Annotated in this window: 31 protein-coding genes; 1 reads left to right on the top strand and 30 read right to left on the bottom strand. The window is 31.5% G+C overall.

The window, feature by feature from the left end; genetic code table 11:
• Positions 1-5: 5 nt before the first annotated feature.
• The 30 genes from C1I91_RS10610 to C1I91_RS10470 all read right to left on the bottom strand — a co-directional run bounded on the left by C1I91_RS10610 (position 6) and on the right by C1I91_RS10470 (position 21,975).
• Positions 6-845, bottom strand: coding sequence for an NAD(+)/NADH kinase (locus C1I91_RS10610; RefSeq protein WP_128212864.1), 840 nt, complete (start codon positions 843-845; stop codon positions 6-8).
• Positions 846-857: 12 nt separating this feature from the next.
• Positions 858-1,667 carry a TlyA family RNA methyltransferase gene (locus C1I91_RS10605; RefSeq protein WP_128212863.1) on the bottom strand — a complete coding sequence of 270 codons (810 nt, stop codon included), beginning with the start codon at positions 1,665-1,667 and terminating at the stop codon, positions 858-860.
• Positions 1,668-1,831: 164 nt separating this feature from the next.
• A complete protein-coding gene (gene dxs / locus C1I91_RS10600; RefSeq protein WP_128212862.1) occupies positions 1,832-3,694 on the bottom strand; it encodes a 1-deoxy-D-xylulose-5-phosphate synthase in 1,863 nt (620 codons plus the stop codon).
• A 21-nt stretch (positions 3,695-3,715) separates the two neighbouring features.
• On the bottom strand, positions 3,716-4,588 hold the full coding sequence (locus C1I91_RS10595; RefSeq protein WP_128212861.1) for a polyprenyl synthetase family protein: 873 nt from the start codon (positions 4,586-4,588) through the stop codon (positions 3,716-3,718).
• 41 nt (positions 4,589-4,629) lie between these two features.
• Positions 4,630-4,854: an exodeoxyribonuclease VII small subunit gene (locus C1I91_RS10590; protein ID WP_128212860.1), complete on the bottom strand. Its 225-nt coding sequence runs from the start codon at positions 4,852-4,854 to the stop codon at positions 4,630-4,632.
• Between the two features lie 8 nt (positions 4,855-4,862).
• Entirely contained in the window at positions 4,863-6,062 is a 1,200-nt protein-coding gene (gene xseA / locus C1I91_RS10585) for an exodeoxyribonuclease VII large subunit (RefSeq protein WP_128212859.1), read from the bottom strand.
• Complete coding sequence (locus C1I91_RS10580) at positions 6,028-6,900, bottom strand: bifunctional 5,10-methylenetetrahydrofolate dehydrogenase/5,10-methenyltetrahydrofolate cyclohydrolase (protein ID WP_128212858.1); 873 nt, start codon at positions 6,898-6,900, stop codon at positions 6,028-6,030. The genes xseA and C1I91_RS10580 overlap by 35 nt, the downstream gene beginning before the upstream one ends.
• Before the next feature lie 19 nt (positions 6,901-6,919).
• Entirely contained in the window at positions 6,920-7,324 is a 405-nt protein-coding gene (gene nusB, locus C1I91_RS10575) for a transcription antitermination factor NusB (protein WP_128212857.1), read from the bottom strand.
• Between the two features lie 202 nt (positions 7,325-7,526).
• Complete coding sequence (locus C1I91_RS10570) at positions 7,527-7,919, bottom strand: Asp23/Gls24 family envelope stress response protein (RefSeq protein WP_128212856.1); 393 nt, start codon at positions 7,917-7,919, stop codon at positions 7,527-7,529.
• Positions 7,920-8,003: 84 nt separating this feature from the next.
• The gene (locus C1I91_RS10565) at positions 8,004-8,531 is read right to left on the bottom strand and encodes a SpoIIIAH-like family protein (protein ID WP_128212855.1); all 528 of its coding nucleotides are present in this window, start codon (positions 8,529-8,531) and stop codon (positions 8,004-8,006) included.
• A 38-nt stretch (positions 8,532-8,569) separates the two neighbouring features.
• On the bottom strand, positions 8,570-9,163 hold the full coding sequence (spoIIIAG, locus tag C1I91_RS10560; RefSeq protein ID WP_128212854.1) for a stage III sporulation protein AG: 594 nt from the start codon (positions 9,161-9,163) through the stop codon (positions 8,570-8,572).
• Positions 9,164-9,170: 7 nt separating this feature from the next.
• Entirely contained in the window at positions 9,171-9,725 is a 555-nt protein-coding gene (gene spoIIIAF / locus C1I91_RS10555; RefSeq protein WP_128212853.1) for a stage III sporulation protein AF, read from the bottom strand.
• A 2-nt stretch (positions 9,726-9,727) separates the two neighbouring features.
• Positions 9,728-10,843, bottom strand: coding sequence for a stage III sporulation protein AE (spoIIIAE, locus tag C1I91_RS10550; protein ID WP_238475961.1), 1,116 nt, complete (start codon positions 10,841-10,843; stop codon positions 9,728-9,730).
• A gap of 47 nt (positions 10,844-10,890) precedes the next feature.
• Positions 10,891-11,280: a stage III sporulation protein AD gene (spoIIIAD, locus tag C1I91_RS10545; RefSeq protein WP_128212851.1), complete on the bottom strand. Its 390-nt coding sequence runs from the start codon at positions 11,278-11,280 to the stop codon at positions 10,891-10,893.
• Between the two features lie 8 nt (positions 11,281-11,288).
• Complete coding sequence (gene spoIIIAC, locus C1I91_RS10540) at positions 11,289-11,486, bottom strand: stage III sporulation protein AC (RefSeq protein ID WP_128212850.1); 198 nt, start codon at positions 11,484-11,486, stop codon at positions 11,289-11,291.
• A 14-nt stretch (positions 11,487-11,500) separates the two neighbouring features.
• On the bottom strand, positions 11,501-12,019 hold the full coding sequence (gene spoIIIAB / locus C1I91_RS10535) for a stage III sporulation protein SpoIIIAB (protein WP_164880494.1): 519 nt from the start codon (positions 12,017-12,019) through the stop codon (positions 11,501-11,503).
• Positions 12,012-12,926, bottom strand: coding sequence for a stage III sporulation protein AA (spoIIIAA, locus tag C1I91_RS10530; RefSeq protein WP_128212848.1), 915 nt, complete (start codon positions 12,924-12,926; stop codon positions 12,012-12,014). The genes spoIIIAB and spoIIIAA overlap by 8 nt, the downstream gene beginning before the upstream one ends.
• Before the next feature lie 487 nt (positions 12,927-13,413).
• A complete protein-coding gene (locus C1I91_RS10525; protein ID WP_128212847.1) occupies positions 13,414-13,791 on the bottom strand; it encodes a CD1247 N-terminal domain-containing protein in 378 nt (125 codons plus the stop codon).
• A 99-nt stretch (positions 13,792-13,890) separates the two neighbouring features.
• Positions 13,891-14,448, bottom strand: coding sequence for an elongation factor P (efp, locus tag C1I91_RS10520; RefSeq protein WP_128212846.1), 558 nt, complete (start codon positions 14,446-14,448; stop codon positions 13,891-13,893).
• A 247-nt stretch (positions 14,449-14,695) separates the two neighbouring features.
• Positions 14,696-15,214, bottom strand: coding sequence for a shikimate kinase (locus tag C1I91_RS10515; protein ID WP_128212845.1), 519 nt, complete (start codon positions 15,212-15,214; stop codon positions 14,696-14,698).
• Entirely contained in the window at positions 15,207-15,632 is a 426-nt protein-coding gene (locus tag C1I91_RS10510; RefSeq protein ID WP_128212844.1) for a hypothetical protein, read from the bottom strand. Before C1I91_RS10510 ends, C1I91_RS10515 begins: the two co-directional genes overlap by 8 nt.
• The gene (locus tag C1I91_RS10505; RefSeq protein WP_128212843.1) at positions 15,629-16,063 is read right to left on the bottom strand and encodes a hypothetical protein; all 435 of its coding nucleotides are present in this window, start codon (positions 16,061-16,063) and stop codon (positions 15,629-15,631) included. The genes C1I91_RS10510 and C1I91_RS10505 overlap by 4 nt, the downstream gene beginning before the upstream one ends.
• Positions 16,053-16,664 (bottom strand): hypothetical protein, encoded by a 612-nt coding sequence (locus C1I91_RS10500; RefSeq protein ID WP_128212842.1) that lies wholly within the window; start codon positions 16,662-16,664, stop codon positions 16,053-16,055. Before C1I91_RS10500 ends, C1I91_RS10505 begins: the two co-directional genes overlap by 11 nt.
• Positions 16,661-16,831 (bottom strand): hypothetical protein, encoded by a 171-nt coding sequence (locus C1I91_RS28105; protein WP_164880493.1) that lies wholly within the window; start codon positions 16,829-16,831, stop codon positions 16,661-16,663. The genes C1I91_RS10500 and C1I91_RS28105 overlap by 4 nt, the downstream gene beginning before the upstream one ends.
• The gene (locus tag C1I91_RS10495; RefSeq protein ID WP_128212841.1) at positions 16,810-17,280 is read right to left on the bottom strand and encodes a hypothetical protein; all 471 of its coding nucleotides are present in this window, start codon (positions 17,278-17,280) and stop codon (positions 16,810-16,812) included. Before C1I91_RS10495 ends, C1I91_RS28105 begins: the two co-directional genes overlap by 22 nt.
• Positions 17,277-17,750 (bottom strand): hypothetical protein, encoded by a 474-nt coding sequence (locus C1I91_RS10490; RefSeq protein ID WP_128212840.1) that lies wholly within the window; start codon positions 17,748-17,750, stop codon positions 17,277-17,279. Before C1I91_RS10490 ends, C1I91_RS10495 begins: the two co-directional genes overlap by 4 nt.
• Positions 17,731-18,222 carry a prepilin-type N-terminal cleavage/methylation domain-containing protein gene (locus C1I91_RS10485; RefSeq protein ID WP_128212839.1) on the bottom strand — a complete coding sequence of 164 codons (492 nt, stop codon included), beginning with the start codon at positions 18,220-18,222 and terminating at the stop codon, positions 17,731-17,733. The genes C1I91_RS10490 and C1I91_RS10485 overlap by 20 nt, the downstream gene beginning before the upstream one ends.
• Positions 18,168-19,196, bottom strand: a complete 1,029-nt coding sequence (locus tag C1I91_RS10480; protein WP_128212838.1) for a type II secretion system F family protein — start codon at positions 19,194-19,196, stop codon at positions 18,168-18,170. Before C1I91_RS10480 ends, C1I91_RS10485 begins: the two co-directional genes overlap by 55 nt.
• Positions 19,193-20,596, bottom strand: a complete 1,404-nt coding sequence (locus C1I91_RS10475) for a GspE/PulE family protein (protein WP_238475960.1) — start codon at positions 20,594-20,596, stop codon at positions 19,193-19,195. Before C1I91_RS10475 ends, C1I91_RS10480 begins: the two co-directional genes overlap by 4 nt.
• A gap of 377 nt (positions 20,597-20,973) precedes the next feature.
• Positions 20,974-21,975 carry a hypothetical protein gene (locus tag C1I91_RS10470; RefSeq protein ID WP_128212837.1) on the bottom strand — a complete coding sequence of 334 codons (1,002 nt, stop codon included), beginning with the start codon at positions 21,973-21,975 and terminating at the stop codon, positions 20,974-20,976.
• Between the two features lie 82 nt (positions 21,976-22,057).
• Between C1I91_RS10470 and C1I91_RS10465 the strand changes: the two genes are divergently transcribed.
• On the top strand, positions 22,058-23,773 hold the full coding sequence (locus C1I91_RS10465; protein ID WP_128212836.1) for an Rqc2 family fibronectin-binding protein: 1,716 nt from the start codon (positions 22,058-22,060) through the stop codon (positions 23,771-23,773).
• Positions 23,774-23,910 lie beyond the last annotated feature (137 nt).

Raw genomic sequence — 23,910 nt, 5'->3', positions numbered from 1 at the left:
TCACCCTACCAATCGCCATCTTGGCTTAAGATTTTTTTTCTAAGAACGTTAAAATAATCGTAATCGTCCAATAATATTAAATTACAAGATTTATGATTTTTACCTACCATTATTTTAGAATTTTTACTTAACTTTATAGACTTTTGCCCATCCACTGTTAAAAAGGTTTCTTCTCCAAAACTTTCAGCTTGTATTTCAATAGTGCTGTTGCCATTAACTATAATGGATCTCATTGTAGGAGTATGCGAGCATATTGGAACTATGGTTATGATTTCTAAAGAAGGCATTATCAAAGGCCCTCCAGCAGAAAAAGAATATGCAGTAGAACCAGTAGGTGTTGATATTATAACACCATCTCCTTTGAAAGAAGAGTAAAATTTATTATCTACAAAAATTTTGTATTTTACCATTCTAGAAAGAGTGCCTTTTGCAATTACTATATCGTTTAAGGCTATATTGTCATAAACTCCACTTTCACATGACACATTACATTTAAGCATCATTCTTTTTTCATATTTAAAGCGTTTATTTTTAAGACACTGTAGTGCATAGTCAGTGCATTTGCTATCAACACTAGTAAGAAACCCAAGATTACCTATATTTATGCCAAATATAGGTATATCTTCAGGTATAGCAAGGTCTCTAGTAGCACCTAGAATTGTTCCATCACCGCCTAAAACAATTAGGCAATCCGTAGCTTCCTTCCTACTTTGTATATCTTTATTGCTCTGAACTGTAAAAATACAGGAGTCTTGAAAATACTCTTTTGTCTTTTTAGTTATTGTATCTAATATAGAACCATCTTTGTCCTTAGATGGATTTATAAAAACGCCAATATTTTTCATAGTTCCTCCATGTTATATATTATTATGAGAGTCTTGAACTACTTTTTCAATTCTTTCTTCAAGGCTAAATGGAGTTTCAACTCCAGCCTTAGTGAAATATACTAAATACTCTATGTTACCCTCTGGTCCTTTTATAGGCGAGAAGTCTAGTCCCTTAATAGATAAACTTAATGAAGTTATAAACCCAACGATTTTTTCTATGACTTCCTTGTGAGTATTCGGATCTCTAACTACCCCTTTTTTACCAACCTTTTCTCTTCCAGCCTCAAACTGAGGTTTTATAAGAGCTACAACCTCACCCTTATCATCCAATAGATTAATTACAGCTGGAATTACTTTTGTAAGAGAAATAAAAGATACATCTATAGAAGCAAAGTTAGCCTTTTCAGCTAATTGATCTTCGGTCACATATCTTACATTAGTTCTCTCCATGCATACTACTCTCTCGTCTGTTCTAAGTTTCCATGCAAACTGTCCATAACCAACATCTATTGCATATACCTTAGTAGCATCATTCTGAAGCATACAATCTGTAAATCCTCCAGTTGATGCTCCTATATCTAAACAAACAGTTCCTTTTAAATCAATACCAAAGGCTTTTATTGCTTTTTCTAATTTGAAGCCTCCTCTACTGACATAAGGTATATCATTACCCTTTACTACTATCTCAGCGTCAACCTTTACTTTTTCCCCGCTTTTATCTACTCTTCTACCATCTATAAAAACACTACCAGCCATTATGCTAGTCTTAGCTCTTTCCCTAGATTGAAAAAATCCTTTTTCAACAAGCAGGATATCTAATCTTTCCTTTTTATCTGCCATCCTTATCTCCTCTATACAGGTCCTCAAAATTAACTCTCAATTCTCAATTCTCAACTATCAACTAACTAAACTCTTAACTCTCAATTCTCCACTCTCAACTATCAACTATTAACTCTCCACTCTCAATTCTCAACTATCCATTGTCAATTCTAAATTCTCAACTATTAACTCTCCACTAACTCCACTATCTTCTCTCTTATGGAATCAGTATCAAGCCTATTCAATTTATATAATGTAGCTAAATCACCGTGTGTAATAAAGCCATCTTCATATCCCATATTTATAATTTTGCCACTGAAGCCAGTGTTGTTCAAATAACTTAATATCTCTCTTCCTAGTCCACCACTAAGTACGTTATCTTCAATTGTTATTACATGTTTATAGTACGAGGCTACTTTATCTAAAATAGATTTATCGATAGGTTTAATAAATGTAGCATTTATAAGTCCTATACTATACTTTTCATCTACTAATTTAATTGCTGCTTCTGCATGTTGAACCATCTTTCCAGTTGCAATTACTACAACCTCTTGCCCATCTCTTAACTGATCCCACTTGCCTTTTTCTATGTTGTCAATTGGTTTTAACTCTATATCCTTTTGGTCTCCACCTCTTGGATATCTTATAGCAATGGGCTCATTTTGCTTTAATGCCCAAGTTAATATTGGTTTAACCTCTTCCAGCATCTTTGGTGCTATTATAGTAAGATTTGGAATATGAGACAAATAAGAAATATCAAATACTCCTTGGTGTGTCTCTCCATCTTCACCTACTATGCCGGCTCTATCAATAGCAAAAACTACAGGTAAATTTTGTACGCATACATCATGAAGTACTTGATCATAGGCTCTTTGCAGGAAGGTTGAGTAAACAGCAAACACAGGTTTAAGCCCTTCTTTTGCCATCCCTGCTGCAAGAGTGGTTGCATGCTGCTCCGCTATACCTACATCAAAAAATCTATCTGGAAACTCTTTCGCAAACTTTTTAAGTCCTGTTCCATCTGGCATAGCTGCTGTTACTGCAACTACTTCCTTCATCTCTTTAGCTATATCTATTAAGCTTTCTCCAAAGGCATTGGAATAAGTTCTAGTATTTGATGGATTTAATACCCCGCTACAGCAATCAAAAGGTGCTATGCTATGAAACTTATTAGGATTTTCCTCAGCGAAATTATACCCTTTACCCTTTTGAGTTATAGTATGTATAATTACAGGTCCATCTTGTTTCTTTGCTTTATAAAGCATATCACTTATTTCATCTATGTTATGTCCATCTATAGGACCTAGATACTTTAAACCCATATCTTCAAATAACATACTTGGAACTACAAGCTGTTTTATGCTATCTTTTATCTTACTTATAGAACTAGCAATATTCTTTCCCATTGCTGTATGATTTAGCGTATTATTAATTTCATTTTTCAGCTTATTATAGTTAGGATCTAATCTTACTTTACTTAAATAAGTAGATAAGCCACCAACATTGTCTGAAATCGACATTTGATTATCGTTCAAGATAACTATTAGATTTGTTTTACTGTACCCTACATCATTTAGAGCCTCAAAAGCCATTCCACCAGTTAGTGCTCCGTCACCTATAACAGCAATCACATGGCCATCCTTTTTAAGTATATCCTTAGCTCTAGCTATACCTAGTGCTGCAGAAATAGATGTGCTGCTATGTCCTGTGTCAAAGGCATCATATTTACTTTCACACCTTTTAGGAAATCCGCTTATGCCGCCGTACTTTCTCAGATTATCAAACTTATCTTTTCTTCCTGTTAGGATTTTATGTATATAACTTTGATGACCTACATCCCAAACTATCTTATCTTTTTCTAAATTAAAAACTCTAAATAAACTTAAAGTTATTTCTACAACTCCCAAGTTCGATGCTAAGTGTCCACCTGTTTTAGAGACCTTATCAATAAGGAACTCTCTTATTTCATTTGATAATTCATTAAGTTCAGTTCCATTAAGTTTTTTCACATCATTAGGACAGTTGATTTTATCTAAATATTTATACATATTTTTCATTCCTTTTATATTTTATGATTCTCTATGTAAAAGCTCTAGAGTTAACTCCTTAAGTTCACTTGTATCACTATTCAATCTATCCAAAAGAGCTATACACTGTGAAGTAATCTCTTTACATAGCTCCACCGACTTTTCTATACCATAAACAGATATAAAGTTAGTCTTATTGTTATTTTCATCACTTTTTACATTTTTGCCGAGCTTTTCTGTACTTCCTAAAACATCGAGAATATCGTCTTTTATCTGGAATGCAAGACCTAATTTATACCCATATTCGCTTAATATCTCAATATCCTTACTTGAAGCCTCTCCCAAGGTAGCACCAGCTACTATTGAAGCCTTAATAAGTTCTCCGGTCTTCTTTTCATGCATATACTTTAGTGTAGCTTCTGATATTTCTTTACCTTCATAAAGTATATCTACTACCTGTCCGCCAATCATTCCTTCTCCACCAGCAGCATCTGTTATAACCTTAGAGGCCTTCATGGCTTCAAGGCTATTTTTAGATATTGAATAGTCTATCATTATAGAAAAAGCCTCATTTAATAGGCCATCTCCTGCTAAAACTGCTATAGCATCACCAAAGACTTTATGATTAGTAGGTTTACCACGTCTCAAGTCATCATTATCCATACATGGCAGATCATCATGTATAAGTGAATATGTATGAATCATCTCTATAGCTGCTGCCATTGGCAATATATCCTTAATATCTTTTTTATAAAGATTATAAGCTAACATCATTAACATAGGACGTATTCTTTTGCCACCTATATTTAAGCTGTAAGCCATAGCTTCATAAATAAGCTTATTTTCTCCCTCTCTTGACTCAAAATATTTTTTAAGATATTCGTCTATGAGTAATTTGATATTTTCAGTGCTCATAACTTGCTCCTTTTATCTATACGAAATTTTAAGACTTTAACCTACTGTCCTTCAACTGTAAAATCTTTAATTTCTTCCTTACCATTAATAATCTTTATTTTCCCCTCCATGTCATTGAGAGTTTTATAAAGTTTATTAACTAATTTTACACCTTCTTCGTATGCCTTTAAAGACTCTTCCAAGTTTAATTCAGAACTTTCAAGGTCTTTTACAATATCATCAAGTTTTTGTACCATATCATCATAGGATTCATTTCTTTTAACCATAAAACACCTCACCTTTTAGGTTCTATTTTAAAGTCAGCGCTTCCATCTTTCATTTTCACGTTTACTTCATCTAAAGCTTTTAGTTTATCAATATTCTGAATTACGTTTCCATTGTTATCCTCTATTATAGCATATCCCTTGTTTAATACATTTATTGGATTAAGCAATGTTAACATATTATTTATATTAATTAGATTCGATCTATTATTTTCAATTTTCTTCATCATGATATTAGTTAATTTATCTTTTATGCTGTCAATATCTCTATATCTATTGATTATCATATTTCTAGGACTATTGTTTTCTAATATTCTGCTGATGTAGTTTATCTTTTCTTTTTCATTTATCATCCTAGTACTTATAAATTGATCTAAGTACGCTTTATGCCTGCTTAAATTATTATTCAGCTCTTCTAACTTAGGCGCTGCCACTTCAGCTGCTGCCGATGGCGTAGGTGCTCTTAAATCACTAACAAAATCTGTTATTGTAAAATCAATCTCATGGCCAACTCCTGATATTACAGGAAGTTTAGACTTAAATATTTCATATGCTAAGTTTTTATCATTAAAAGCCCAAAGTTCTTCTATAGAACCTCCTCCACGGATTATAATTATCACATCTACGTTTTTCTCTCTATTAAAATACCTTATACCATTTATTAGGCTGGCTGGTGCATCTTTTCCTTGAACTAAGGATGGATATACCATTATATCTACATAAGGGCTTCTTCTTCGTAACACATTTATAATATCTCTCAAGGCAGCCCCTGTTTCTGATGTTATAACTCCAATGGCTTTAGGGAGATAAGGAATAGGCTTTTTGTACTTTTCATCAAAAAGCCCTTCACTAAATAACTGCTTTTTCAATTGTTCAAACTGAGCGTGCAAGTCACCTACTCCATACTCATTTATCTCTTTACAATAAACCTGGTAAGAACCGTCCCTGGTATATACCGAAAGTCTTCCTCTTACCTCAACCTTTGTTCCATCTTTAATAGTAGGCGATACATTTACGGCATCCCCTTTAAAAATCACACAGTTGACTTTGCTATTCTCATCTTTAAGCGAGAAATATATATGTCCACTGGAATGTATCTTATAGTTAGATACTTCACCCTTAACCTTTAAATTATTTAAGATAAAATCATTATCTGTAATTTTTTTTAAATAGTTATTAACTTCTGTTACTGAAAGAGTCTTTAGAATCATATTCTTCCATCGCCTCGCATACATTTAAGAATAGAAGAGTAGTAGTTAGTGCTCCTACGCCTCCTGGTACTGGGGTAGTCATAGCTGCAACATCTACTACCTCATTAAATAAAACATCTCCAGTAATCTTACCATTTAGTGAAGAAGTTCCAACATCAATTACTGTAGCATCTTTTTTAATATAGCTCTTATCTATAAAATGTGGCTTTCCCATAGCTACAACTAATATATCTGCTTCTTTACATATTTCTTGTAGGTTACTAGTTCTTGAATGGCATATGGTCACTGTGGCATTCTTTTGAAGTAGCAATTGAGCCACTGGTTTACCAACTACATTACTTCTTCCTACTACTACTGCTCTCTTCCCAGATATCTCAATATTATAGTACTCTAGAAGCTTCATAACACTTCTGGGTGTGCAAGGGATAAATCCGTCATTTCCACTATAAAACTTTCCTATGGATACATCCGTTAGGCAGTCAATATCTTTTGATGGAGATATTGAAGAAATAATCTTTTTCTCATCAAAGCCTTCTGGCAATGGAAGTAATAAAATGATTCCATTAACACTGTTATCAGCATTTAATTCTGATATTACCTTAATAGCCTCTTCTTCACTACAGCTTGAACTTAGATTTATCTTTTTGTAGTTTATTCCTAGATCCGCTGCAATTTTACTCTGGCTATTTTGATAATATATAGAACCATCATCCTCACCGATAAGAACAGACGCAACTGTCGGAACACTTTTTCCGTCCTTAATTCTGCTATTTACAAATTCTCTTATGTGATCTTTTATACTAGCAGCTACTTTTTTGCCATCAATTATTTCCCCCATATTTTCGCCCCCAAACTATCTATATTTCTTTTAATGCCTTGTCTAAAACTCCATTTATAAACGCTACAGATTTCTCATCTGAGAACTTTTTAGCAACTTCTAGTGCCTCATTTATTGCAACTTTATTAGGGATATCTTCTAAGTGAACCATTTCGTATATAGCTACTCTAAGTATAGCAAGATTAACCTTAGAAACTCTATTTAACTTCCAATTTACTAAATATCTTTCTACTATTTTATCAAGTTCTTCTTTAGTGTCCTCTATTCCTTTTAAAACTTGTTCTAAGTATGTAGCATCTAAATCGTTTATGTCATCAGTATGAGCTTCTTTATAGCTTTCTATAGCCTCTATTGGCTCCTCTTTATTGATCATCATTTGGTATGTAAGCTGTACTGCAATTTCTCTAGTTTTTATTCTGTTCATATGTCCTCCTAGACTTAAAAAAGGTAATATATTTTATAAAAATTAAATTATATCATTATTATATATGTAGATAAACCACTTCGCTTTATTAATTATTCCCTCATAACTACTATATAAGTATTTATCTTTATTATAGTCGCAAAATCAAAAGCTTAAACATCTATAAACAAGGAAATACCCTCTGTAAACAGAGGGTTTTTAATTACTCATGAACTTCTTCTGACTTTTCGTCGTTTTTAGGAACAATTATGTTTTGTATAAAAATATTAACTGCTGCAACAGAAAGTCCTGTCATTGCTTCAACAGTCTTCTTAACATTGTCTTGAACTTGAACAACTACTTCAGGAATTCTAGTTCCATAAAGTACTGCCAATGTTAATTCTATCTGTGCTTCTCCATTTTCAATTGATACCTTTACACCTTTTCCAGTGTTTTTCTTGCCTGTGAATATTTGAGTTATACCACCGGCAACACCTGGATTACTTTCTACAACTCCATTAACTTCTGATGCTGCTATACCAGCTATAACACTAACAACTTCATCAGAGATCTTAACCACTCCGATGTTTGTCTCTTCTCTATTTAATTCCTCCAAGCTCACTACCTCCTTAAGCTTTGCACTAGCAAAACCTGTTAATCATAGGTACATTATATCAAAAGATTAATGTGAATACAATTATTATTGTTTTGACTCAATTACTATATCCTTTATCTTGGCAACGCTAGCTACAGAATCTTGTATCTGTATGCTTTGCTTTTCATTTACATTATCCTTAGACTTAACTATTACTCTTGCCTTATTTCCTTCTATAAGACAAAGTGCATCATCAAAGCCTTTTCCTTTTATACTTAGTTCTATTCTAGTCTCATAATCTCTTGCCATAGTCAATGCTGTAAGTTTCTTTTGTGCTTCTGTTTTTTGATCTGCTGAAGTATTTTTATCTTCTATGATTGACTTTAAGCTTTGCATTGTTTGAGAATCCTGTTGTTCTCTATCATTCCTCGAATCATAGAAATAATCCTTTGTGTTTGATGTTTGCTTGTCCTTATCTTTGTCTTTATCAGAATCCTTTGTGAATGATAATGATGAACTTAGGCTACTGCCTGTCCCATCGTCAACTTGTCCATTAACCCTCGCTGCCAAAATACCAGCACATACTATAAGTGCTAGTAGTGTTAAAATTATACCTGCTTGTTTTCTGTTCATATACAAAAACCTCCCATCTGTTTCTATAAAATTATATGCTACTTTTTCATCGGATATACATTAACTTTATCCATTGGCAAATCGTATAAATTCGACACAGCTTTAGAAATGTCGTATTTTACCTTACTACTCTCTGAACCTTCTGCTACCACAATTACACCAACAACCTTTGGTTTATAGGTCTTAACAATTAGAGGTTCACTACCATTATTATTAGAAGTAACTACTACCTTACTTGAATCTGTTTCCTGACTGTTGCTCTGCTTACTTCCTTCCTTGTCAGAATTTTCATTAGTGTTCTTCTGAGAACTGGTGTCTACAGCTGGCACCTTGGTCTCATCACTCTCAAATGTTATCATTACGTCTACGTTTCCAACCCCCTCTATCTGTTTTAAAATTTGTCTAAGCTCACTTTTTTGCTCATCCTCATATTGAGTTCTCAATTGTTTATCTGCATTGCTTTGCTGTGTATTGTTTTGATTTGAAGAAAATGTAGGTATCATCGGTTTATTGGTAAAGAAAGTGAATACTATATAAATAAAAATAAACGTTAAACATATTAATAATAAATATCTTATCTTAGCATTATCTGAAGAGTTTTTTAGCTTTTGGATTAGTTTTGAAAGATCCATTTTCTACTCACTCACCTTTATAAACATATATTTTTTTCTCATCTATATTTAGCTCCTTACTTAATATGCTTTTGATTTGCTTACTTACGCTTGAAATTAGCTGCTTTTTAGTTATATCATTAGAAGTTTTATTTATATCATCAGTGTTTCCATTACTGCCTACATACACCTCCAAGTGGTCTATGTCCACTTTAGTGTCTTTCATATCTAACTTTCCAATAATTTTCACATTAGTATTTGTACCGTTTAAGTCTTTCTTTATAATTTCCTCACAATTTTTCTCTAGATTAGAAAAAAATCTTTCCTCTGTGGCACTTGAAGATCCACCATTATCTGACTGTACATTAACTGCATTTTCATATTTAGTTATAAAGTTATCTACATTAATGCTATTTCTTGTGAATAGCCTTATGAATGGATTTATGATCACAGCAATTAAAATTAGTCCAAGAACAAATTTCACATACTTTTTAGTGCTGTTATCTGGCAAAATAAGTTCTACTGCTGTCATAAAGATCAGTGTTGCACATAGGGAAATAACCCAACCTCTAAGTACATCCATAGCTAACCTCCTACAACAAACTTTCCTGCACTTGCCATTAGAGCTGTCATAACAAAGAACATAACTGTAATACTTATAAGGCTGGACATTATCAGTACTAATGAATCTCCTGCGGTAGTAATACAGCTAACTATTCTTTTGTCAGCTACAGGTTCAATGACAGCTGCAGAAATCTTGTAGATAAACACCATTACTACTATCTTTATAATTGGAAATAACATCACAATTATCATTATTAAAAGTCCTACTGAACTTATTGCATTTTTTAATAACAGTGAATATCCCGCTACCGTTGCAATGGCGTCTGACAGCGCCTTTCCTACTATTGGAATGAAGTTATCTACTGCAAATTTAGCTGTTTTTAAGGTTACAGCATCTATTGTATTAGAGGCTATTCCTCTTACAGTAAGCAGTCCTATAAAAATTGTTAACACAATTCCCTGACCCCAGAGCACAAACTGCTTAGCCACCTTCACTAATCCATCAATTTTATGCTCGTTTGAAATATTATTTACAAAGCCCAAAACAAAAATCATTAAGATAGCTGGTATTAATACATCAACATAAAATCTAGGAGTCAAGCTTACTGCCCCTAAAACAATAGGGTCCATAGTAGTAGCTTGTGCTATTCCTCCAGCTGTAGATAAAAGTAACACAAGTGCTGGCAATAAGACTGCAGTAAAATCAGATAAAGTTTGAATAGTTTCTTTGGCTAAATTCACCGATACTAAAAAACTTTTACTAAGTACTAATATCATTACTGCATAGCATGCGTAAAAGGCTATATTACTAATACTTTCATTGGAAAAGGCTCCTTGTAGATTTTTTAAAAGCGTGCTTATTATAGCCAGTATTATAACTGATATCATAAGCTTTAAAGCAGCTTGTACTTCTTTTACAAATACACCTATGAAGGCTTTAACAAGCTTATCCAAGCTTATAGGATCTTTGCCATCCTTAAGATAACTTTCTACATAGTCCTTAGGATTCAAGCCATTCATGATTTCCTCATTAGTTTTCATATTGTCCATATACTGATATAATCTCTGTATTTGGTTACTATTATCTATCTTTTGCTTGTCCACTCCATCCTCTGCGTATACTACTTTACTGGTCATTAGGACCAGAAAAAAACTTATTATTAACGTACACCATTTTTTCATATTCACACCTGCATAATATTTAATATTGAGTCCAGTACTGCCATAAGAACTGGTATAGATAGCACCAATATCATTATCTTTCCTGAAAACTCAACTTTTGTTGCTATGCTACTGGCTCCTGAATCCTTACAGATTTCACTGCAGAAAGATGTAAGGTAGGCAATAGCTACTATTTTTAGCACAATTCCAATATAAAGTATGTCTACATTGGCCTTGTTAGCTATATTCTTTATAAAATCAATTATCTGTGTTATTTCTGGAACAAGTACAAGAAATATTAATATTCCTGCAACCACTGATATAAATATTGAAACTTCACTTTTTCGTTCTTTTAATAGCAGATATAAGAATAAAGATACAAAACAAAATCCAACTATCTTAACAATAAGCATGTCCACACCTACAGCATAAACATAGTCTTCACTGAATCAAATAACTTACTTATTAGGTTTATAACCATAGTAAGTATTATTACTATTCCAGCGATATTAGCTATTGTAGCTACATCATCTTTTCCGCTACCTTTCAAAACTTTATCAATGATCAGAAGTATTATTCCTGCACCTGCAATTTTAAAAATGAGAGAAAGATCTAACATTTACTCGCCTCCTACTAAATCAAGAAGATAACTAGCATAAATCCTACGCATACACCTAAAGATTTATACATTTTAGAATATTTATCGCATTCTTTTTCTGCTTTTTCTGTATTATTTTTCATCCTATCTACGGTAATGGAGAATATCTTTTTTTGCCCTTCTATACCAGTAGTTCCTAAAGACTTAGCTAAATCTAATAGTATGCTAGCATCATCTTCATTGATATTTACCTTTTCTTTACATTCTTCCAGGCTTTTTCTGGTGGATAAATAAACATTTTCTGCTTCGTTATTTTTAAGCTTACTTCCTATAGCTTGAAAAAGCTCTCCTACAGGTTCTTTAAGCTTACTGCCTGTACTTACAAAAGCTTCAGGTAAAGGAGTGAAAGTATAGGTCATTTCATTTTCAAGATTTATATAGCCATTCATAAGTTCCTTTAAACAAAATACCCTCTTTTTATATCTATCTCCATATAAAAAACCTGTTGCTGACGATAAGCCCATGATTATGAGTAGTAGAAAATACTTAAACAACATTTACCACCTGCCTATCTAAGGTAGTGTCCACTATCTTTTCTATGGTTCCTACTCCGTTTTTATTACTCAAAACTATAATTCTTTCTATAACTTTATTTTCTAAAAGCTTGTTAAATACAGGTCTATTGTAGAGGTCATTTTCGTCATTTCCATGAATAGTAGAAATAATTTTTACTCCGCAATTAAACGCAGAAACAATAGCTTCCACATCCTTTTCAGTACCTATCTCATCGCATATAATAACATCTGGTGACATACATCTTATGGCCATCATAAGCCCTAGATACTTCATACAATTGTCATAGATATCTGTTCTTACACCTACATCCATTTGAGGAACCCCTAAATGACAGGCTGCTATCTCACTTCTCTCATCAATAACACACACTTTTTTACCTGTTAAATTATATTTTAGATATCCATTAGATATGTTTCTCGTAAGATCTCGTAATAAGGTTGTCTTTCCACACTTTGGCGGCGAAACTAAAATTGTATTATATAACTTGTCCCCTTTTATAACATGCTCTAATAACTTATCAGAGCAGCCTATAACTTGCCGTGCTATTCTTATATTAATAGAAAACACTGACTTCAAGGACTTGATTACTCCATCATCATTTACCCAATGTCCCGTAACCCCTATCCTATGACCACCTTTAATGGTTATAAAACCTTGTTTTATATCCTCTTCAAACGCATAGATTGAAAAATTACTTATCCTATTAAAGATATTATTAATTTCCTCTCTGCTAGTGGTATAGTTTAGAATTACCTCTTTGTTATCAACATTTAGCATAACTGGTTTATTACACTTAAGTCTTATCTCCTGTAACTTACTTAAATCAGGCCTATCTTCAATGAGCTTCAATAAATTCATTGGTAGAACATTTTTTAAATCATCCATAAAATCCCCCTCTCTCAACTTTTGTAATCTTATATAATATTTATTAGGTTAACTAAAGAAATATTACATAATATTTTAAAAAGTTCTTATCCCCTTTCTAAAATGAATATCTGCTTCTTCCCAATGTACATGAGAAAATTCTGAAAGACGGCCAATTTCTTTCTTTTTGCTCTATTCCAATTACTTTAATAACTCAAGGAAATTTAATTTCTTTAATTCTTAAGTAACATAACTCTTTCCCTAGAAAACTAAAAAATTTCTAATACGCTTTTTATTAGAGATTTTTTGCGCATCTGCCTTTTCTGAACGTATGTGAAGAAATTCTGGCAGGCGACTAATCACTTTCTTTTTGCTCTATTGAAGTCACTTTAATAACTCAAGAAAATTTTTACTTATCCTTAAATTCAAGAAATATATCAACACGCAAAAAGAAGCAAGCAAATTAAAAATAATTTGCTTGCTTCTTTTTAAGCGATGAATCCCAAATTTAGTTTTTAGTTGATGTATATATATCTGCCCCACAATACGGACAAGGAATTTCAGTATTATTATCTAAGGCTGACTGCTCAAAGAATATACCTTTTCCGCATTTATTACAAGTGACTTCAACATACTCTTCATCACCACAATCCAAGTCATCCACTGATACATCCTCAAATAAATCCTCTTGTATGTCCGATATATCATTATTTAAGAATTCTATGTTTTCTGTTAGACTTTCTTGATTTACTTGTAAAGCTTCAACTTCATCACAAATATCGCTCAAAATATCTAATACATTAACTTTAAAATCTCTGTTATCAGTGTTCGAATCTTCACTTATTAATGCACTTAGCTTTGATATTTTCTCTCTTAGTTCCTTCATTATTTACACATCCTTCAAACATAGGAATAAAAAATCTTCAATAGGTTTTCTTATGAAATGAATATGCTAAGTCCATATTGAACTTAGCATATATTCAGCCTATACTCTTTCCATGTATTCCCCAGTTCTTGTGTCTATTCTTATAACGTCACCTTCGTTAACAAATATAGGTACGTTTATTACAGCTCCAGTTTCAACAGTTGCAGGCTTTTGAACGTTTGTAGCTGTATTTCCTTTAACACCTGGTTCAGTTTCAGTAACTTGTAATTCAACAAAGTTTGGAGCTTCAACTGAGAAAGCTTGACCTTTGTAGAATTTAATTACTGCAAACATATTTTCCTTTAAGAACTTTATTGCATCTTCAACCTTTTCATGGTTAAGAGGAATTTGTTCAAATGTTTCTTGATCCATGAAGTAGTATAACTCTCCATCTGAATATAAGTATTGCATTTCTTTTCTTTCAATTACAGCTTCTTGAAGTTTTTCAGTTGGGTTAAAGTTTCTATCTACAACTCCTGCTGTCATTACGTATCTTAATTTTGTTCTTACAAATGCTGCTCCCTTTCCTGGTTTAACATGTAGGAAGTCAACAACAGTATACACTTGTCCATCTAATTCAAAAGTTGTACCTTTTCTTAAATCTCCTGCTGATATCATAGTGGTATCCCTCCAAAATCTATTAATTCATTATATATTATAACCCGTTCAGGTATTTTAATACCAACAACCTTAAGCTGTGAATTCAAAATCGAATTCTTTATGGGCTATTGAGCGTAGTGCATAAATCTCTATAAAATATCTAATATCGTTATATTTCGTTTTAAAAATTTAATGATCATTACCTCTCACTCACACACAACAATGATATTTTATCAGAAGGTGAGCTTAATTGCAATTATTTTAATTAAAAATGGATGTTCATACTATTTATGGACACTAGAATCTTATCGCAGATTTCTTCTGGTGTGGCACTAGCACAATCAATTATAATATCAGCTTTTTCATATATTGAGTTTCTTGTATTTAAAAGTTCTTCTAAAGTTTTTATTGCATTAGGATCTTTAAATAGCGGTCTATTTTTTCTATCTAATCTTTCGTTTAAATTTTCTACAGTATTTTTAAGATATATTACCGTACCGCATTTTTTCAGCCTTTCCATATTATCGAACTTTGTAGGCATACCTCCACCGGTTGAAACTATTGTGTTATGGAAAACAGAAATTTCGTCTAATATAACATCTCTTTCTAATTCTCTAAAATAGCCTTCTCCATATTCACTAAAAATATCCTCAATGGATTTCTGAGTTTTCGATTTTATGTAATCATCACTATCAAAAAACTCCATTTTTATCTTCTCTGCTAATATTTGCCCAACAGTAGTTTTGCCAGAACAAGGCATCCCCACTAAAATTAAATTATCCATTTGCTTCCCCCTTATATTGCCCCAAAATATTGCATATTAAATTGCTATCTTTTTCTTCGATATCATATCTTATAATTATAATATCATTGTCTTCCAAAAAATCAAATATTTTAACTAATTTCGAGGCTTCAGTATTGATGTTGAAATTAATTTCCTTGTATCCTTCTTTGCTATTAATACTTGTTATATTCAATCCTTCTATGTTTTTAAACTTATTAATAGCTTCGTAAAAGGGAACTTTGTCACTTTCATCACTAGTATATTTATTCTCTTCCAGTTTCATATTAGTAGGCTCCGCAGAAACAGGGTTATTTTCATTTGTATTGTGTCTAAAATAATCTAAATTGAAAAGCATTTGAGATATCATAACCAATAATAAAATAATAATCATAGACATTTTTACAAAAAACTTTTTCATTGCATCCTCACTACTATTCTCAACAAGTTGTTTTGATTTTCTACAGATACAACCTTAAGCTTATTTTCCGAGAAATATTTAAGATATTTATTTATATCAGCGTAATTGCCACTAAAAGTCAAATTATTATCAGCATAAGCAAAATTCTTAACTGCTAGTTCATCTATAAGCTTAGTTATCTTATTTATAATAGCCTTATCTATATGTTTCTTTTCATGGCTGTCAATCACTATAGGCTTAGGCTGACTAAGCAACCTTCTATTTTCCACCTCTTTTTGTACCTCTATATATTTATTGTAGGAGAAAGGTGCAATCACCAAATTTACTATTATTATATATATAATTACTCTACCTAAAGCACTCAACAGCTCTTTGTTTTTCTCTTCAATTATATTTTCAGGCCAAAAGTCTTTATATTTTCTAAGGTACATTAACAGTCTCTCTTTCTATGATCTTAAATTCATATTTATTTTCAATATCTATAATTACTTCATCCTCTTGTTTTATTACATAAAGAGGCTTTTTCCTGTCATATTGACTATAATCCAGTAGTACTTCAAGATTTATTCCATCTTGCTTATACATTTTGAATAATCTGTTATACTGTATATGTCCATGTTCTAAATCTACTATATATAAACTTTCCTTAAGACTATATATAACCACAAAGCTATTTCCTTTTGAAACCTTCTTAACCGAATAAGCTAAAAGATACTGTATAGGCAATACCTTTTTCACCTTGTACTTTTGCCATATTTCCTTAACCTTCTCAACAGCATTTATACCATATAATATCAGCTTTATTTTATTTCTTGATTTAATTATTTCGTAATGAAATAAGAACTTTGCTGTCTCGAAAGCTACTTTTATGTCCTTATGAAAAAAGTTTTTAAGTTGTTTACCACTACTAAACTCAAATTCTCTTACAAATAACTCCTTATCAATGATTACAACTTCGACCTTTCTAGTTTTATCAAAATTTAAACTAAATTGTTCTTTATAAGAATCCACAAGCAAAAAATTATTTTTCATCTTACCTCGCTCATCTCATTAATAATCTCCTGTTCCTGAAGCTTATCTATATTATATATTCTCTCTGTCCTAGCTATTGCCATTGCACTTAAAGAAAGGGCTATGGACAATATTATCAATACTTCTAAGGATACATATCCTTTTTTTAACTTCTTAAAGGTAAACATTTCTTTATCTCCTCTTCTCCAACCTTTATATAGATGTACATTAAGTTATTCTTTTTATAGAAACTTGCACTGCTTACACCAGAAAGTAAAGTTTTACTTTCTTTCAATACAGCTGTTCTAGAGGCCCCGCTACCAATATAACCAATCCTTAAAAACTTTAACTCACCTGATGTGAAACTTAATATTTCGTCCTCATGGTCAGTATTGTTTAGAGATATTGTAAGTTTGGTATCTGTGACATTAAAGCTCTTGCTTATTGGTTCTCTAATTGCATTATCTATATAAGTGATTAAATTTATCATATTATCGTAGGCTATCTCATCTCTTTTTCCCTGCTTTAATTCTTTCAAGGACAAAATCAGAACATTAAATGCAAGTACTACAATAACCATAGCAATAGATATGTATAGTAATAACTCTGTCAAAACATATCCTTTCTTTTTCATCATATCTTAACCTTTCTCATGGAATAGCACTTACTTATATTTACTCCGTTTTTTATACTATCTATATTTATATCAATTTTTACAAAAGCTCCACTTATATCTTCTTCCATTTTAAGTTGAACATAATTATTGCTACATTCTTTATCTAGAGAAAAAAGTTCTTTTCCTTTGATATTATCTATATTTAGATTTGCTACAGAAAATTTATAAATTCCAGATTGCTGTATAGCTTTTGCTTTTATTTCATCATAGCTGTAATTATATTTAAGTTCTTTTACAACATAGTCAAGAGCTTGAGTATTCAAAGTACTTTGCTTATGCAGAGCTAAATTCTTTTCATTTACTTCAAGTGTAAAAAAGATGGCTACAGACATAGATAATAAAATCGCTGTTCCTACTACAGCATCAATAAGTATGTTTCCTTTTTCTTTTATTTCTCTAAACCTTATATATTTATTCCTTAACTCTAACATATAAACTATCTACTGAAGTACTCATTGTAATTCTGCTCTTATCTGGTACATTTATTAATATAGTTCCAGCAGTATATATCTTGCCGTTATTATTTATGACCATAAGATTATTTATAGAGCTAGCATTAAAACTTACAGTATAACCCTTTCTCAAATCTATTTCTTTCTTCTTGTCTTCACCTATCTTTAAGATAACTCTATCCTTATCAAAAATTATTCTTCCGTCCTGTTTATTGTTTTTGCAGGCGCAAGTAGAATAGGTTATTAAATTGTGAATTTCATTTTTCACTTCTTCTTTATACTTATCTTCATCTAATTTTTTTACGCCCTTGTAGCACATATCAAAGACACTTAGGAAAATAAGCAATATAGCAATATAAACTACCAGTTCAATTAAGGTTAAGCCTTTTTTTATACTTAGACATTTAGACTTGAATAAATAGGAACCATCATTATTAGAATGAGAAAACATACTATTACTCCAATAACTAATATTAATATTGGTTGAATAAGGGCGGTCAACCTATCCAACGCCTTTTTGAAGTTGTCCATAAGCATATCTTTCAGTCTTTCCAAGGTATATTCAAGTCTTCCAGACTCCTCTCCAACAGTAATCATGCTTAATGTTAAATCTGAAAAGCTTTCTGTGCTAGCAAAGGCCTCACTTAGGGTTACTCCATTGTTTATTGATGCTTTTATGTCGTTGAAACCATACTCAATATTACCACTACTAAAGGTATCTATTAGTATTTCTAGTCCATGTACCAAAGGAATCCCGCATTTTATTATAAGTAGCAAGGCTTCTATCTCTAAAACTTCTTTAAAGCCTCTAATTAATCTACTTCTACTAACTACTGCTATTACTGCTTTATTCTTTGCTATAAGATATAATAAAAAAGCAGTTCCTATTCCCCAGCAAATTAAAGCCGTCATAACAAGAGCATTATTTTCTCTTATAAATTTACACCCAGATAAGATTTTCTCAGTATACCACGGGATTTTATTATCCATTCCCTTTACAAATTCCCCTATGGACGGCGTTATAACTTGAATATAGAAAACTATCATTGTCACTAATGTACCTAACAGCATCATTGGGTAAATTGACAGATTAAAAATCTTCTTTCGAATTTCACTTTTTATTTTATAAAATGTACTAAGTTCTTCTAAGGCAGTAACAAGGTTACCACTGCTTTCCCCTATAAATAACATCTGTATAAATAGCTTGGGAAAATAATCTGTAAAGCTTCCAAAAGCCTCAGATAAAGTACTACCCTCACGTATCTTTTCAATAATCTTTTTCAAAATATTTTTATATCTCTTATTACTTATAGAATTAGCTAAGATCTCGAAAGAGTTGAAGATAGATATGCCTGAACTTAATAATATGGCTAGATCTGAACTTATCCTAATTATTGAATCATAATTGACCTTATTTTTAATCAAAATGCTTCTCCTTTTACAAATTCTAAATAATCCTCAAAAGAGATTACACCATTCATAAGCATCACCTTACACTGCCTTTTAAGTTCCTTCTGCGGATCTATAACCTCTTGGTTACTTATAAAAGCCTTAATTCTACTTTTACTTTCAATATCTACAGTTAAAATTTCGCTTATTAAAACTCTTCCAGAATAACCAGTACCCCTGCACTTCTCACAACCTTTAGCCCTGTATAGCTTTGTTCCAAGCTCTACTTCTCCATGGATTTTCTCATGTTCCTCTGCTGCATATTCCTCCTTACAGATACACAGTTTTCTAACTAACCTTTGGGATATAACTCCTTTCACAGCGTCTACAAGTAGATACTCCTCTATTCCCATATCCTTAAGCCTTGAAAATACCTCTATAGCAGAATTAGTGTGTATGGTAGAATACACCTTATGTCCTGTTATTGATGCCCTTAAGGCAATCTTTGCAGTTTCTTCGTCTCTAATCTCTCCAACCATGATTATGTCTGGGTCTTGGCGAAGTATGCTCCTTAATCCACTTGAGAAGGTTATGCCAGCCTTCTCATTTACATTTATTTGACTTATTCCATCTATAAATATCTCCACAGGATCCTCTATGGTTGTGATATTTACATCATTTCTATTTACACTACTTAAGATGGAGTACAAGGTAGTGGATTTCCCACTTCCAGTTGGCCCACAGACCAATACTAAACCATGCTTCAGTTCAACAATATTCTTTATACTCTCAATTTGTTCTTCACTATAACTTAGGCTACTTATATCAAAGGGAAGTATCCTGTTATATAATATCCTTAGGACCAACTTTTCCCCATAAACAGTGGGAATTGATGAAACTCTAATATCATATCTATTACCTTTTTTGGAAAAAAGTATTTTCCCATCTTGAGGCTTTCTTTTTTCCGTTATATCCATATTTGACAAGAGCTTGATTCTAGTAAGAAGTGAATTATATATGACTTTATCGGTCTTTCTAAAAATATAAAGCTTTCCATCAACCCTTACTCTTATAACAGCCTCTGCTTCCATTGGTTCAATATGAATATCGCTTGCCCCTTTATCGATTCCATAACTTATATATTCTTGCATTATATCTGAAACTATAATATCTTTATTCAATTTATTGCCTTTATTACTAACTGCAAGATAAAACTCATCTATGAACCTATCAAATTGATCCTCTGATATCTTCTTATATTTTATAGATTTTTCAAATACAAATCTTAAATATTTACTATTCTCAATAGAGTCTGTTACACACAGCACATAGACGGTTTCCTTATCTTCTCTATAAGGTAGTATCTTCATAGATACCGCCGCATCCATAGAAACTTTCTTTAAGGTATCTATATTTAATTCATCAATATTTATCATAATAGCCCTCCTAGCTTACATTGTATCCTAGTTTTAGTAACCTTAATCACTTTTTTAGTAACACACGAATATTTTTTATCTTTTACATGTAAATAATTTAGCTATTACGTTATATGATGGATTTTTGAATACATATATATATATTTTTTTATCCCTTCATAGTAAAATTTATATCTTCAAATTCTACTCTCAAACCCCAGAGGAGCTTTGAAATTAGATTTTGGATTGAAGCAGTATGTCTGTTCAGATGAATAGATATCTCAGTTTTGTAATCTAAAAAAATACTATAAATCAATAAAACTATCAATGATACTTTTATTGATTTATATAAACCCAAAGAAAAAAGCATGTACTTAAATTTTCATTTAAACACATGCTTAGAATAATATATCGTATTGTCCTATATTATCAACCAATATCTCAATAGCTTTATCGGTTATATTATATCTTGCTACCAATTCGTTATTATCTTCGTCTTTGCCTACTAAAATTATCTTACTTCCCAATTTTAATATCTTTTTGTTCTCAGCCACTTTGCTTGGCAGATCATAAATCAATCTTAATGGCTTTTCTTGAGCCATGGTAATCTTATATAAGCTATATAAATTATCTTTTATTATTCCAGTAAAGTATAAATCTTTTCCATCATAAGTCATATCACCAATACTTTGTATCTTGTCAGAAACTAATTTATCCTTGAAGGTGTTAGTATCTAATACATAAGTTTTTCTCTTATCATCCTTATTTAAGATATAAACTATTGATCCGTTATCTTGTAAAAACTTCTCTACAATCCCTTTTAAAATCAGGCTAGATTCTATTTTCTTAGTATCTAAATTATACTTAAATATTCCTCCTTTGTTTTCTCCATCAATTCCATAAAAGATTATACTATCTTTATCTTTCCAAAAATACATATCCCCAGAAATCATTAAATCGCTTAATTCTAGGCTTTTATTTTTTTCCACATCATAAAGAAAGTAACTTACTGAACCATCCTCTTTTTCTACACTATAAAGTATCTTTTCACCATCAGGACTAATTTGACAGCTCTTTATTTGTTCTTTTATGCTTAATTTTATATTTTTTTCATCCCTACTTAAATAGTATCCCTTTTTATCTGCATCCTGATATAACAATATATGTTTATCAGCATTGACATCCAATATATTGCCCGCTACCAGCGCCTCTGTTTTTCTGACACTCTCATCAGTTATGCTATAATAAGTATAATCATCACCACTAGAATAGAGCATCATATGTTCAGGCCACTGAACAGCAACTTTTTCATTTGTTGAAGGCTCTTTAATGTCATCATCACAGCCAAATAAAATTACGCTCATAATTATAAGCATTAAAGCAGCTATTACTTTTTTCATTTTTTATCACCAGCTCATTTTATTGATATAAAATGGTGAAAAATGTTATACTATTTTTAGTTAAGTATGAAAGGAAGATATTATGGCTTTAGACGGAGTATTTTTATCAACCCTAATAAAGAGTTTAAAAGAAAACTTATTAAATTGCAAAATAGATAAAGTCAATCAGCCTGAGAAGGATGAGGTTATTCTAACGATTAGAGGCTCAAGCCGCCAAAAATTGCTTATTTCAGCAAGTGCCAATAATCCACGAATACATTTTACTAAAATCTCAAAGGAAAACCCAAATCAACCACCGATGTTTTGTATGGTTCTAAGAAAATACCTCATTGGAAGTAGGATCTTAGATATCAGCCAATACAAAGGAGATAGAATAGTATTAATTGATTTCGAATCCACAGATGAACTTGGATTCGATAGTATCTATACCTTAGTAGTTGAAATAATGGGAAGACACAGTAATATAACTTTAATTAGAAAAAGAGATAATAAAGTTATGGAATCAATCAAACATATAACTCCTGATATCAATAGTTATAGGGTGCTTTACCCAGGAGTTCAGTATGTTCTACCTCCAGACAGTAATAAAATAGATCCTTTTTCCTTTGACAAAAATGTTTTAGAAAACTTTTTATCAGATAACAAAATTGAATTTAATGAAAATTTCTTTTCAAAGCTCTTAACTGGTGTTAGTAAAATTTTATCAAAAGAATTATATAATATGTTTACAAAAAAGTATATATTTGATATTAATAATTTATACCAGTTTACAAAAGATTTTTTTGATAGTTTAGATAACAAAAAAACTTTTATATCCTATATGGATAAGGAAACTAAAGTATTGAAGGATTTTTATTGTTTAAGATTAGATATATACGATGGTTATGAGGAAGCTGAGTATGAGGATGCCTCCAGCCTACTTGAAGGCTTCTACTCAACTAAAGATAAGCAAGATAGACTTCATTCCAAATCCCAGGATCTTCAAAAGCTTATAACCACCAACATGGATAGATGTTCAAAGAAGAGAAGAATCCTAGAAAGCACCTTAGAAGAATGTTCAGAAAAAAATGACTTTAAGGTGAAAGGAGATATTCTATCAGCCTTCATATACAATATAAAAAAAGGTCAAAAAGAAGTTACTCTATCAAACTTTTACAGTGAAGACGGAGAAGATATCCTAATAACTCTCGATGAGAACAAAACTCCTTCAGAAAATATTCAGTACTATTATAAAAGATATAATAAACTTAAAAAATCTGAAGAATCAGCAATACTTCAATTAGAAAAGAATGAAGAAGAATATAGTTATCTAAATTCAGTACTTACAAATCTTCTTAATGCTGAAAATTATACTGAAATACAGGATATAAAATCTGAGCTAATTGATGAAGGATATATAAAATTCAAAAAAGCAAAAGGAAAAGCACAGAATCCATCAAAACCTATACACTTTATATCTTCAGAAGGAGTAGACATTTATGTTGGTAAAAATAATATTCAAAACGACTACTTAACTTTAAAATTTGCTGACAAAAATGATACTTGGCTTCACACAAAAGTTATTCCTGGCTCCCATGTTATAATAAAGGGAAAAGATTTTTCTGATGTTACCCTTAATGAAGCTGCCAACTTAGCGGCCTACTATAGTAAAGGCAAAGATTCAACAAAGGTGCCTATAGACTATACTATAGTTAAAAATGTAAAGAAGCCTTCCGGCGCAAAACCTGGAATGGTAATATATTATACTAACAAAACCCTATATGTGACTCCTGAGGAGCCAAAAATAAAAAGAGTGTAAAAACACTCTTTTTTTACTGTTATGAACATTATATATCTTTATTATCTGACCCTAGCAATATCGAGGGTTTACAGTACTGTTTAAGGTAAACAGTAAAAAAACAAAATTATGTCGCCTGCCAGAATTTATTCACATAC

Source organism: Clostridium manihotivorum, assembly GCF_004015185.1.
Lineage (GTDB): Bacteria > Bacillota > Clostridia > Clostridiales > Clostridiaceae > Clostridium_AR > Clostridium_AR manihotivorum.
The sequence above is the reverse complement of the archived record's forward strand: the minus strand, read 5'-3'. Positions and strand labels throughout refer to the sequence as shown.

Coding starts and splice junctions, on each gene's coding strand:
- C1I91_RS10610 (WP_128212864.1), bottom strand. CDS start 845: ATGAAAAATATTGGCGTTTTTATAAATCCATCTAAGGACAAAGATGGT.
- C1I91_RS10605 (WP_128212863.1), bottom strand. CDS start 1,667: ATGGCAGATAAAAAGGAAAGATTAGATATCCTGCTTGTTGAAAAAGGA.
- dxs (WP_128212862.1), bottom strand. CDS start 3,694: ATGTATAAATATTTAGATAAAATCAACTGTCCTAATGATGTGAAAAAA.
- C1I91_RS10595 (WP_128212861.1), bottom strand. CDS start 4,588: ATGAGCACTGAAAATATCAAATTACTCATAGACGAATATCTTAAAAAA.
- C1I91_RS10590 (WP_128212860.1), bottom strand. CDS start 4,854: ATGGTTAAAAGAAATGAATCCTATGATGATATGGTACAAAAACTTGAT.
- xseA (WP_128212859.1), bottom strand. CDS start 6,062: ATGATTCTAAAGACTCTTTCAGTAACAGAAGTTAATAACTATTTAAAA.
- C1I91_RS10580 (WP_128212858.1), bottom strand. CDS start 6,900: ATGGGGGAAATAATTGATGGCAAAAAAGTAGCTGCTAGTATAAAAGAT.
- nusB (WP_128212857.1), bottom strand. CDS start 7,324: ATGAACAGAATAAAAACTAGAGAAATTGCAGTACAGCTTACATACCAA.
- C1I91_RS10565 (WP_128212855.1), bottom strand. CDS start 8,531: ATGAACAGAAAACAAGCAGGTATAATTTTAACACTACTAGCACTTATA.
- spoIIIAG (WP_128212854.1), bottom strand. CDS start 9,163: ATGGATCTTTCAAAACTAATCCAAAAGCTAAAAAACTCTTCAGATAAT.
- spoIIIAF (WP_128212853.1), bottom strand. CDS start 9,725: ATGGATGTACTTAGAGGTTGGGTTATTTCCCTATGTGCAACACTGATC.
- spoIIIAE (WP_238475961.1), bottom strand. CDS start 10,843: ATGACCAGTAAAGTAGTATACGCAGAGGATGGAGTGGACAAGCAAAAG.
- spoIIIAD (WP_128212851.1), bottom strand. CDS start 11,280: ATGCTTATTGTTAAGATAGTTGGATTTTGTTTTGTATCTTTATTCTTA.
- spoIIIAC (WP_128212850.1), bottom strand. CDS start 11,486: ATGTTAGATCTTTCTCTCATTTTTAAAATTGCAGGTGCAGGAATAATA.
- spoIIIAA (WP_128212848.1), bottom strand. CDS start 12,926: ATGGATGATTTAAAAAATGTTCTACCAATGAATTTATTGAAGCTCATT.
- C1I91_RS10525 (WP_128212847.1), bottom strand. CDS start 13,791: ATGAAGGAACTAAGAGAGAAAATATCAAAGCTAAGTGCATTAATAAGT.
- efp (WP_128212846.1), bottom strand. CDS start 14,448: ATGATATCAGCAGGAGATTTAAGAAAAGGTACAACTTTTGAATTAGAT.
- C1I91_RS10515 (WP_128212845.1), bottom strand. CDS start 15,214: ATGGATAATTTAATTTTAGTGGGGATGCCTTGTTCTGGCAAAACTACT.
- C1I91_RS10510 (WP_128212844.1), bottom strand. CDS start 15,632: ATGAAAAAGTTTTTTGTAAAAATGTCTATGATTATTATTTTATTATTG.
- C1I91_RS10505 (WP_128212843.1), bottom strand. CDS start 16,063: ATGTACCTTAGAAAATATAAAGACTTTTGGCCTGAAAATATAATTGAA.
- C1I91_RS10500 (WP_128212842.1), bottom strand. CDS start 16,664: ATGAAAAATAATTTTTTGCTTGTGGATTCTTATAAAGAACAATTTAGT.
- C1I91_RS28105 (WP_164880493.1), bottom strand. CDS start 16,831: ATGTTTACCTTTAAGAAGTTAAAAAAAGGATATGTATCCTTAGAAGTA.
- C1I91_RS10495 (WP_128212841.1), bottom strand. CDS start 17,280: ATGATGAAAAAGAAAGGATATGTTTTGACAGAGTTATTACTATACATA.
- C1I91_RS10490 (WP_128212840.1), bottom strand. CDS start 17,750: ATGTTAGAGTTAAGGAATAAATATATAAGGTTTAGAGAAATAAAAGAA.
- C1I91_RS10485 (WP_128212839.1), bottom strand. CDS start 18,222: ATGTTTTCTCATTCTAATAATGATGGTTCCTATTTATTCAAGTCTAAA.
- C1I91_RS10475 (WP_238475960.1), bottom strand. CDS start 20,596: ATGATAAATATTGATGAATTAAATATAGATACCTTAAAGAAAGTTTCT.
- C1I91_RS10470 (WP_128212837.1), bottom strand. CDS start 21,975: ATGAAAAAAGTAATAGCTGCTTTAATGCTTATAATTATGAGCGTAATT.
- C1I91_RS10465 (WP_128212836.1), top strand. CDS start 22,058: ATGGCTTTAGACGGAGTATTTTTATCAACCCTAATAAAGAGTTTAAAA.